At 46.6% G+C, this 517-nt stretch carries 1 protein-coding gene; it reads right to left on the bottom strand.

Annotated features, from left to right (window positions below; all coding sequences use genetic code 11):
- Positions 1-51: 51 nt before the first annotated feature.
- Positions 52-489, bottom strand: a complete 438-nt coding sequence (locus B4U49_RS00240) for an ABC transporter ATP-binding protein (RefSeq protein WP_143735414.1) — start codon at positions 487-489, stop codon at positions 52-54.
- Between the last annotated feature and the right edge of the window lie 28 nt (positions 490-517).

Genomic DNA, 517 nt, shown 5'->3' with positions numbered 1-517 from the left:
GTAAGCTGTCCCGCGGAGGGCCATAGGCCCGAAGCAAACTGCCCGGCCTTGTTAAGTGTGGCCAGACATGGATCTGCACCACGTGAAATACTCCCTCGCCTTTTTCCCCACAAACATACTGGTTGAAAAGGCTACCAAGAACACACTTATCACAACCACAAGAACTAAAGCTTCATCTTTTGGCTTCAAATAGGCCATAAAAACTAGTGTCGAAAATACAGACACAAGCGAAAACACTCTATAAAAATACTTATCAAGTGCCAAGCACAAGGCTGAGATCAAGAAGGTGGCAGGAATAGCAAGCTGCATCCACTCAGACCAGGATTCGGCATTGGCAACAACAAGGCTTCCCCACACTAGCGCAATGACAAATTGAGCGAACTCCCAGATCACTAATATTTTCGGTTTACGAACTAGCTCTTCCGAAACGTGAGTAGCCCAAGGGTAACTATCACCACCTCTTGTAAAATTTCGATATCGAATTTTCATGATCACTTAACGCCGTGCGCAGCGGCGG

Source organism: Microbulbifer mangrovi (assembly GCF_002009015.1).
GTDB lineage: Bacteria > Pseudomonadota > Gammaproteobacteria > Pseudomonadales > Cellvibrionaceae > Microbulbifer > Microbulbifer mangrovi.
This window is presented reverse-complemented; position numbering and strand designations above follow the sequence as displayed.